12 protein-coding genes are annotated in these 7,839 nt (G+C 63.6%); 8 read left to right on the top strand and 4 right to left on the bottom strand.

Annotation, left to right across the window (positions count from 1 at the left end):
* Positions 1–476, bottom strand: a 476-nt coding sequence (ribD, locus tag WBR57_RS20830; RefSeq protein ID WP_424086175.1) for a bifunctional diaminohydroxyphosphoribosylaminopyrimidine deaminase/5-amino-6-(5-phosphoribosylamino)uracil reductase RibD, incomplete at its 3' end; no start/stop codon positions are given.
* Positions 473–943: a transcriptional regulator NrdR gene (gene nrdR / locus WBR57_RS20825; RefSeq protein ID WP_164487963.1), complete on the bottom strand. Its 471-nt coding sequence runs from the start codon at positions 941–943 to the stop codon at positions 473–475. The genes nrdR and ribD, both read right to left, overlap by 4 nt.
* A gap of 139 nt (positions 944–1,082) precedes the next feature.
* On the opposite strand from nrdR, the gene WBR57_RS20820 reads away from it, so the two are divergent.
* The 3 genes from WBR57_RS20820 (at position 1,083) to trxA (ending at position 3,214) form a co-directional block, all read left to right on the top strand.
* Positions 1,083–1,538: a YbaY family lipoprotein gene (locus WBR57_RS20820; RefSeq protein WP_424086173.1), complete on the top strand. Its 456-nt coding sequence runs from the start codon at positions 1,083–1,085 to the stop codon at positions 1,536–1,538.
* Positions 1,535–2,191, top strand: coding sequence for a class I SAM-dependent methyltransferase (locus WBR57_RS20815; protein WP_424086171.1), 657 nt, complete (start codon positions 1,535–1,537; stop codon positions 2,189–2,191). The genes WBR57_RS20820 and WBR57_RS20815 overlap by 4 nt, the downstream gene beginning before the upstream one ends.
* Before the next feature lie 150 nt (positions 2,192–2,341).
* Positions 2,342–3,214 (top strand): thioredoxin, encoded by an 873-nt coding sequence (gene trxA, locus WBR57_RS20810; RefSeq protein WP_424086170.1) that lies wholly within the window; start codon positions 2,342–2,344, stop codon positions 3,212–3,214.
* Here the strand turns inward: trxA and WBR57_RS20805 are convergent.
* A complete protein-coding gene (locus tag WBR57_RS20805; RefSeq protein ID WP_424086168.1) occupies positions 3,211–3,552 on the bottom strand; it encodes a hypothetical protein in 342 nt (113 codons plus the stop codon). The two genes, trxA and WBR57_RS20805, sit on opposite strands and share 4 nt — an antisense overlap.
* Positions 3,553–3,683: 131 nt before the next feature.
* Here WBR57_RS20805 and WBR57_RS20800 point away from each other — a divergent pair, with 131 nt between their 5' ends.
* The 5 genes from WBR57_RS20800 to WBR57_RS20780 all read left to right on the top strand — a co-directional run bounded on the left by WBR57_RS20800 (position 3,684) and on the right by WBR57_RS20780 (position 7,593).
* Positions 3,684–4,283: a DUF2796 domain-containing protein gene (locus WBR57_RS20800; RefSeq protein ID WP_424086166.1), complete on the top strand. Its 600-nt coding sequence runs from the start codon at positions 3,684–3,686 to the stop codon at positions 4,281–4,283.
* Between the two features lie 6 nt (positions 4,284–4,289).
* Entirely contained in the window at positions 4,290–5,000 is a 711-nt protein-coding gene (locus WBR57_RS20795) for an ABC transporter ATP-binding protein (RefSeq protein ID WP_424086164.1), read from the top strand.
* Between the two features lies 1 nt (position 5,001).
* The gene (locus tag WBR57_RS20790; RefSeq protein ID WP_424086162.1) at positions 5,002–6,267 is read left to right on the top strand and encodes an ABC transporter permease; all 1,266 of its coding nucleotides are present in this window, start codon (positions 5,002–5,004) and stop codon (positions 6,265–6,267) included.
* 11 nt (positions 6,268–6,278) lie between these two features.
* Positions 6,279–6,800 (top strand): DUF3299 domain-containing protein, encoded by a 522-nt coding sequence (locus WBR57_RS20785; RefSeq protein WP_424086160.1) that lies wholly within the window; start codon positions 6,279–6,281, stop codon positions 6,798–6,800.
* Between the two features lie 94 nt (positions 6,801–6,894).
* Positions 6,895–7,593: an OmpW family outer membrane protein gene (locus WBR57_RS20780; protein WP_122538750.1), complete on the top strand. Its 699-nt coding sequence runs from the start codon at positions 6,895–6,897 to the stop codon at positions 7,591–7,593.
* A 62-nt stretch (positions 7,594–7,655) separates the two neighbouring features.
* Here the strand turns inward: WBR57_RS20780 and WBR57_RS20775 are convergent.
* Positions 7,656–7,839 (bottom strand): sugar nucleotide-binding protein (locus WBR57_RS20775; protein WP_424086157.1); only part of this gene is annotated, 184 nt, incomplete at its 5' end.

Raw genomic sequence — 7,839 nt, 5'->3', positions numbered from 1 at the left:
CGCACGAACGGCAGGCCGTGTTCCATGCGCTTGAGGAAGCCCTTGTTGAGGGCTCGCGCTTCGCCTTCCAGCACACCGCTGTGCGTCTCGATGCCGGCCTGGGCCAGGCGCTGCAGGCCACGTCCGGCGACCTCCGGGTTGGGGTCCTGCATGGCCGCAACCACCCGTGCCAGCCCGGCACTCACCAGCGCATCGGCGCACGGCGGGGTATGACCATAGTGGCTGCAAGGTTCGAGGGTGACATAGGCCGTGGCGCCACGCGCCTTGTCGCCGGCCGCGCGCAGGGCGTGCACTTCCGCATGGGGCTCGCCGGTGCGCACGTGCCAGCCTTCGCCGACAATCTGCCCACCGCGCACAATCACGCAGCCGACCCGTGGGTTGGGGTGCGTGGTGTAGCGGCCATTGCGCGCCAGTTCAAGGGCGCGGGCCATGTAATGGGCGTCGAGGATGGCTTGTTCAGCAGACGGTGAGGTCATTTTTTGGCGGGCTCACGGGCCAGGCGGTCGATCTCTTCGCGGAACTCATTGAGGTCCTGGAAGCGTCGATACACCGAGGCGAAACGGATATAGGCGACTTCGTCGAGCTTTTGCAGCTCGCCCATCACCAGCTCTCCAACCACCAGGCTCTTGACCTCGCGCTCGCCGGTCGCGCGCAGCTTGTGCTTGATATGCACCAGTGCCGCCTCCAGCCGCTCGACACTCACCGGGCGTTTTTCCAGGGCGCGCTGCATACCGGCGCGCAGTTTGTCTTCGTCGAAAGGCTGGCGGCTGCCGTCGGACTTGATCAGACGTGGCAATACCAGTTCGGCGGTTTCGAAGGTGGTGAAACGTTCACCGCAGCCAGAGGCCAGGCATTCGCGCCGGCGGCGTACTTGATCGCCCTCGGCGACCAGTCGCGAGTCAATGACCTTGGTGTCGTTGGCACCGCAGAAGGGACAGTGCATGGTGGCAGGCAACAAAAAAAGGGAGGGCCATGGTAGCGCATCCCCGTGGCAAGACAAGCCATAGCCTTTACGGTATATAGGCTGACAATTATGTTTCATATTTTTCAAGTCACGGATTTTGCCCTTTCTGGAGCCGTTCATGCAGTTACGACCACTTGTTTTGCTTAGCGTGTTCAGTGTTCTGGTCGCCTGCAGCAGCGAAGCCCCCAAGCCCGCAGCGCCGCAACCGGTGCCCGCACAAGAGAAAAAAGTACCGGGTATTGAAGACATGGGCCCCCTGCCCGCCTATCAGCGTGAAATCAGCGGCAGCCTGACCAACGTGCCGGCCGGTGCCGAAGTCGAAATGGCCCTGCTGGTGATTGATGATCGCTCGCGCCCGCAACAACTGCTGGCGAGCAGCGTACTCACCGGCAATGGCCAGCCGCTGGCGTTCCGTTTGCGCTACAACCCCGAGGCGTTCCCGGCTGGCGCACGGGTTGAGTTGCGCGGGCGCGCCAGCCAGTCCGGCCAATTGATCCTGCACCTGCCCGCTGTGCGCATCACCCAGGCGATCACCCAGACCACCGGCCCCCTGCAACTCGTCAAGGCCCCATGACGCCACCGCTGGACCTGCAAGCCGCGCTGAGTGAACTGATCGGCGACGCGCACCTGGTGCCCTGCCCGCTGCCGGGGACCGCGCTGTCGCTGTGGCTGCTGGATGCGGACAACATGGACCGCGCCTTCAGCCCCGAAGAAACCCGGCGCATCCTGCACGAGCCGCCCTACTGGAGTTTTTGCTGGGCCAGCGGCCTGGCGCTGGCGCGCTACCTGGCGGCGACTCCGGAATGGGTCGCGGGTAAGCGCGTGCTGGATTTTGGCGCCGGCTCCGGCGTAGCCGCGATTGCCGCCGTCAAGGCCGGGGCGCTGGAAGTGGTGGCCTGCGACCTCGACCCGCTGGCGTTGGCCGCGTGTCGGGCGAATGCCGAGCTCAATGGTGTCGAACTGGGCTATTCAGCGGACTTTTTCACCGAAGCCGACCGCTTCGACCTGATCCTGGTGGCCGACGTGCTCTACGACCGCGCCAACCTGCCGCTGCTCGATCAGTTCCTGACACGCAGCCGTGAAGCATTGGTGGCGGATTCGCGTGTGCGCGACTTCCAGCACCCGGCCTATCGCCGGCTTGAGATCCTCGATGCCCTGACCCTGCCGGACCTGGCCGAGCCGTGGGAGTTTCGCAAGGTGAGCCTGTACCATTCGCGGCGCCCTTAAAACCATCGCGGGCAAGCCCGCTCCCACAGTTGACCGCGTCCTCCTGTGGGAGCGGGCTTGCCTGCGATAGCTCTATTGGATTCACCATGCTTCCGGTCAACCGTGCCAGCCCTTATAGTTGCCCCATTCCCGCTTTATTCGAGACGCCCCATGAGTGAGCCCACGCCGTATATCTTCGACGTCACCACCGCCAGCTTTGAGCAGGCGGTGATCCAGAACTCTTTCGAAAAACCCGTGCTGGTGGACTTCTGGGCCGAGTGGTGTGCGCCCTGCAAGGCGCTGATGCCGATGCTGGCGAAAATTGCCGAGAGTTATCAGGGCGAGTTGTTGCTGGCCAAGGTCGATTGCGAGGCCGAACAGGATATCGTCGCGCGGTTTGGCATTCAGAGCCTGCCGACGGTGGTGCTGTTCAAGGATGGCCAGCCGGTCGACGGGTTTGCCGGGGCGCAGCCGGAGTCGGCAGTGCGCGCGATGCTGGAACCGCACGTGCAGATGCCACCACCGGCGGCGGCCGACCCGCTGGAACAGGCCCAGACGCTGTTTGCCGAAGGCCGTATCAGCGACGCCGAAGCCGTGCTGGTCGCGCTGCTGGGCGAAGACAACACCAACGCCGCCGCGCTGATTCTGTATGCGCGCTGCCTAGCCGAACGCGGTGAACTGGGTGAAGCCCAGGCCGTGCTCGACGCGGTCAAAAGTGACGAGCACAAAGCCGCCCTCGCCGGCGCCAAGGCGCAAATCACCTTTCTGCGCCAGGCGGCCGACCTGCCGGACGCCGCCGACCTGAAAAGCCGCTTGGCGCAAAACCCGCAGGACGATGAAGCGGCCTATCAACTGGCCATCCAGCAACTGGCGCGCCAGCAGTACGACGCGGCGCTTGAAGGTTTGCTCAAGCTGTTTATCCGCAATCGCGGCTACAGCGAAGGCCTGCCGCACAAGACCTTGCTGCAGGTGTTCGAACTGCTGGGCAATGATCACCCGCTGGTGAGCGTGTACCGCCGCAAGCTGTTCGCCGCGCTGTATTAATCGCCGACCCAGCTGTACAGCGGTGTATCCCCGCCGCTGCTGACCTTGACCTTGGCGCTATGGCGCAGGCGCACCAGCAGGCGCTTGCCCGCCGAGGCCTCGCCCGCCAAACCTTCGAGCTGATCGAGCAATTCCAGGCCATTGAGTTGCCCGGCGCTGCGCAACAGGTCCTGGGCGCTCTGCCACAGGTCGTCAGTATGCTTGACCGGCGCCACTGGCGCGGCTGTCGCGACTGGCGCCGCCTGCAACTGCGCGCCAAGCCGCGCCCAATCACCGTCGTCCAGCTCCAGGGTCAAGTCCACCGGCATGTCACCGACGGTTCCACGAATTCGCAACATCGTCCTTCCTCCTGCACTTTTCTGACCGGCATGCTCCCATGCGGCTTGCGCAACGCCAAGCGGGCGGTCAAACTCTCGGCGTTATTGTTATAAGATCACATAACAAAACTTTCATCTTCTGGAGCCTTCTCATGCGCCGTCTGCTGCTTGCTTTGCCGTTTGCCCTGCTGCCACTCGCCATCGCGCATGCCGCTGACGAGCACGAACATGCGCACGAACATGGCAGCCTCGGCGCCCATGAGCACGGGGTCGGTCGCCTCAACGCGGTGCTCGACGGCCAGGCCCTGGAGCTTGAACTGGACAGCCCGGCGATGAACCTCGTGGGTTTCGAACACCTGGCCACTACCGCCGCCGACAAGGCCAAGGTCGCCGCCGCGCGCAAACAACTGGAAAACCCTGCGGCGCTGTTCAACCTGCCCAAGGCCGCCGGTTGCGTGGTCAGCACCCAGGAACTCAACAGCCCGTTGTTCGGCGACAAGCCCGAAGCTGATCACGACGATGACCACGATGATGACGCCAAAGAGGGCGCCCACGAGCATCATCACGACCACAGCGAAATCCACGCCCACTACCAGTTCACCTGCTCCACGCCGACAGCGCTGGGCAACCTGGACCTGACACAGGTGTTCAAGACCTTCCCCGCCACCCAGAAAATTCAGGTACAACTGATCGGCCCGAGCGGCCAGCAAGGTGTTGAAGCGACGGCCACCGCAGCCACCCTGAAGTTCTGAGTTCACATGACCCAAGCACTGATCGAACTGTCTGACCTGGGCTTCAACTGGCCCGGTCACCCACAACTGCTGGATATTCCCGCATTCCGCCTGGAAGCAGGGGAAACCTTGTTTCTCAAGGGCCCGAGCGGCAGTGGCAAAACCACCCTGCTCGGGTTGCTTGGCGGTGTGCAGAAACCCAGCCGCGGCAGCATCCGCCTGCTCGGCCAGGAGCTGACCGAGCTCTCGGCCGGCGCCCGTGACCGCTTTCGCGTTGACCACACCGGCTATATCTTCCAGCAGTTCAACCTGCTGCCGTTTCTGTCGGTGCGCGAGAACGTCGAGCTGCCTTGCCACTTCTCCAAGCTGCGCGCGCAACGGGCGAAACAGCGCCACGGCAGTGTCGACCAGGCCGCCGCGACCTTGCTCGCGCATTTGGGCTTGAAGGACAAGGACCTGCTTGAGCGCCGCGCCGACTCGCTGTCCATCGGCCAACAGCAGCGAGTGGCCGCCGCCCGTGCGTTGATCGGCCAACCTGAGCTGGTGATCGCCGACGAACCCACCTCGGCCCTGGACTACGACGCCCGCGAAGCCTTCATTCAACTGCTGTTCGCCGAATGCCGCGAAGCCGGCGCCAGCCTGTTGTTTGTCAGCCATGACCAGAGCCTGGCCCCGCTGTTCGACCGCAACCTGTCGCTGGCCGAACTCAATCGTGCCGCCACGCCCGCAGAGGTTTGAGATGTATCTGTTCCGTCTAGCCATGGCCAGCCTGGCTAACCGCCGCTTTACCGCGATCCTCACCGCGTTCGCCATCGCGCTTTCAGTCTGCCTGTTGCTCGCGGTGGAGCGCGTGCGCGTCGAGGCGCGCAACAGTTTTGCCAGCACCATCAGCGGCACCGATCTGATCGTCGGCGCGCGCTCGGGCTCGGTCAACCTGCTGTTGTACTCGGTATTCCGCATCGGCAACGCGACCAACAACATCCGCTGGGACAGCTACGAGCACTTCGCCGCCAGCCCCCAAGTGAAATGGGCAATCCCGATTTCCCTGGGCGACTCGCACCGCGGCTACCGGGTGATGGGCACCAACGAATCCTACTTCGAGCATTACCAGTACGGTCGCAAGCAAAACCTCGAACTGGCCAGCGGCCGCGCCTTCGCCACCGACCCATTCGAAGTGGTGCTCGGCGCCGAAGTCGCCGACGCGCTGCACTACAAACTCGGCGACAAGCTGGTGCTGGCCCACGGCGTGGCGGTGGTCAGCCTGGTAAAACACGATGACAAACCCTTCACCGTGGTCGGCATTCTCAAGCGCACCGGCACCCCGGTGGACCGCACGCTGCATATCAGCCTGGGCGGCATGGAGGCGATCCATATCGACTGGCACAACGGCGTGCCGGCCCAGGGCAAAGGCCGCATCAGCGCCGACCAGGCCCGCAATATGGACCTGACCCCGCAGGCCATCACCGCGTTTATGCTCGGCCTGAACAACAAGATTTCCACTTTCGCCCTGCAACGCGAGATCAATGAATTCCGGGGCGAGCCGATGCTCGCCATTCTGCCCGGCGTGGCGCTGCAAGAACTGTGGAGCATGATGGGCACCGCCGAAAAAGCGCTGTTCGTGATCTCGCTGTTCGTGGTGCTGACCGGTCTGATCGGCATGCTCACGGCGATCCTCACCAGCCTCAACGAGCGCCGCCGTGAAATGGCGATCTTGCGCTCGGTGGGCGCGCGGCCCTGGCATATCGCGACGCTGCTGATTTTCGAGGCCTTGGCCCTGGCGCTAGCCGGCGTGGTCGCGGGCGTGGGCCTGCTGTATGTGTGCATCGCCGCGTCGCGCGGGTACCTGCAGGCCAATTACGGCCTGGAACTGCCGCTGGCCTGGCCGAGCGACTATGAGTGGACCTTGCTCGCGGGCATCCTGGCCGCTGCGCTGTTGATGGGCAGCGTGCCCGCGTGGCGCGCCTACCGGCAATCCCTGGCCGATGGCCTGTCGATACGTTTATGAGGAAGGCTTCGATGCGTCGCGTTGTGTTTGCGTTATTGCTGTGGGTGGCGGTGCCGGCCTGGGCCGAAGAACAGCCCAGGGATCTGTCCTGGCAGGAGATGATCCCGCCGGACGCACCGCCGGAAATCCCCAATATGAAACCGCTGCACAACCTGTCGAACATGGCCGATGCGCTGTCGGTCGAGGCGGCGCCCGCCGCCAAGCAGGACCTGCCCAACGCGCCGGTGGTGCAGAGCCTCGACGGCCAGCACATTCGCCTGCCGGGGTATATCGTGCCGCTGGAAGTCAGCGAAGAAGGCCGCACCACCGAGTTCTTGCTGGTGCCGTATTTCGGCGCGTGCATCCATGTGCCGCCGCCGCCATCGAACCAGATCGTGCACGTGAAAAGCGAAGTCGGGGTGAAACTCGATGAGCTGTACCAGCCGTACTGGATCGAGGGCGCGATGCAGGTCAAGCCGTCCAGCAGCGAACTGGCCGATGCCGGGTACCAAATGGATGCCGAGAAGATTTATATCTACGAGCTGCAGGAATAGCCTTGATCGACCTTTCATTGAGCTGAGTCAAAAGATCGGGCGGAACGATCTTTACCATTGGACGTACAACTTTTAACGTCCTTTTGGAGCTCCCATGAACAAGTCTCTGCTCGGCGCGTCCCTCTTCGCGCTCGCCCTCGCCGCCCCCGCCGTACACGCTCACGAAGCGGGCGACATTCTGGTTCGCGCCGGTGCAATCACCGTGAACCCGAAAGCCGACAGCGGCCACGTGAAGGTTGACCAGGGCCCATTGGCGGGCACCAACCTGGGCGGCAAGGCGACCATGAGCAGCGACACCCAACTGGGCCTCAACTTCGCCTACATGCTGACCAACCACGTCGGTATCGAACTGCTGGCAGCCACGCCGTTCGAGCATGACGTGAAAATCAAAGGCACCGCCCTCGGCGCCGCCAACGGCAAGCTCGGCACCCTGAAACACCTGCCGCCGACCCTGAGCGTGGTGTACTACCCGCTGGACAATAAATCCGCGTTCCAACCCTATGTCGGCGCCGGTATCAACTACACCTGGATCTACGACGAACACGTTGGCAGCCGTGCACAGGGCGCAGGCTTCAGCAACTTCAAGGCGGAGAACTCCTGGGGCTGGGCGGCGCAGATCGGCGCCGACTACATGATCAACGACAAGTGGATGATCAACGCCCAGGCGCGCTACATCGACATCAGCACCAAGGCCACTGTGGACAACAACGCGCTGGGCCAGGGCACCCGCGCCAAGGTCAACGTGGACGTCGACCCGATGGTGTACATGGTGGGTATTGGTTACAAGTTCTAAGCAACACTGCATAACCAATGTGGGAGGGGGCAAGCCCCCTCCCACATTGGTTATGTGCTGGGTCAGCTGTGGCGATAGAACCGGTCGAGCAACGCCGGTAGCCCCGCCCGCCATGCCCGTGGCTTGATGCCAAAAGTGTGGAGGATTTTCTTACAGGCCAGCACCGCGTGCTGCGGCTCATCCGCCGCATCCGGCCGGGCTGCGTGGGCCTGGGCGGTGGGCGACTCGACGGCCAGCGGGTGGAAG

Source organism: Pseudomonas sp., from assembly GCF_049590575.1.
GTDB lineage: Bacteria > Pseudomonadota > Gammaproteobacteria > Pseudomonadales > Pseudomonadaceae > Aquipseudomonas.
The sequence above is the reverse complement of the archived record's forward strand: the minus strand, read 5'-3'. Positions and strand labels throughout refer to the sequence as shown.

Excerpts from the sequence above, each read along its gene's own strand:
- nrdR (WP_164487963.1), bottom strand. The coding sequence starts at position 943 with ATGCACTGTCCCTTCTGCGGTGCCAACGACACCAAGGTCATTGACTCG.
- WBR57_RS20785 (WP_424086160.1), top strand. The coding sequence starts at position 6,279 with ATGCGTCGCGTTGTGTTTGCGTTATTGCTGTGGGTGGCGGTGCCGGCC.
- WBR57_RS20800 (WP_424086166.1), top strand. The coding sequence starts at position 3,684 with ATGCGCCGTCTGCTGCTTGCTTTGCCGTTTGCCCTGCTGCCACTCGCC.
- WBR57_RS20820 (WP_424086173.1), top strand. The coding sequence starts at position 1,083 with ATGCAGTTACGACCACTTGTTTTGCTTAGCGTGTTCAGTGTTCTGGTC.
- WBR57_RS20805 (WP_424086168.1), bottom strand. The coding sequence starts at position 3,552 with ATGTTGCGAATTCGTGGAACCGTCGGTGACATGCCGGTGGACTTGACC.
- WBR57_RS20815 (WP_424086171.1), top strand. The coding sequence starts at position 1,535 with ATGACGCCACCGCTGGACCTGCAAGCCGCGCTGAGTGAACTGATCGGC.
- WBR57_RS20780 (WP_122538750.1), top strand. The coding sequence starts at position 6,895 with ATGAACAAGTCTCTGCTCGGCGCGTCCCTCTTCGCGCTCGCCCTCGCC.
- trxA (WP_424086170.1), top strand. The coding sequence starts at position 2,342 with ATGAGTGAGCCCACGCCGTATATCTTCGACGTCACCACCGCCAGCTTT.
- WBR57_RS20795 (WP_424086164.1), top strand. The coding sequence starts at position 4,290 with ATGACCCAAGCACTGATCGAACTGTCTGACCTGGGCTTCAACTGGCCC.
- WBR57_RS20790 (WP_424086162.1), top strand. The coding sequence starts at position 5,002 with ATGTATCTGTTCCGTCTAGCCATGGCCAGCCTGGCTAACCGCCGCTTT.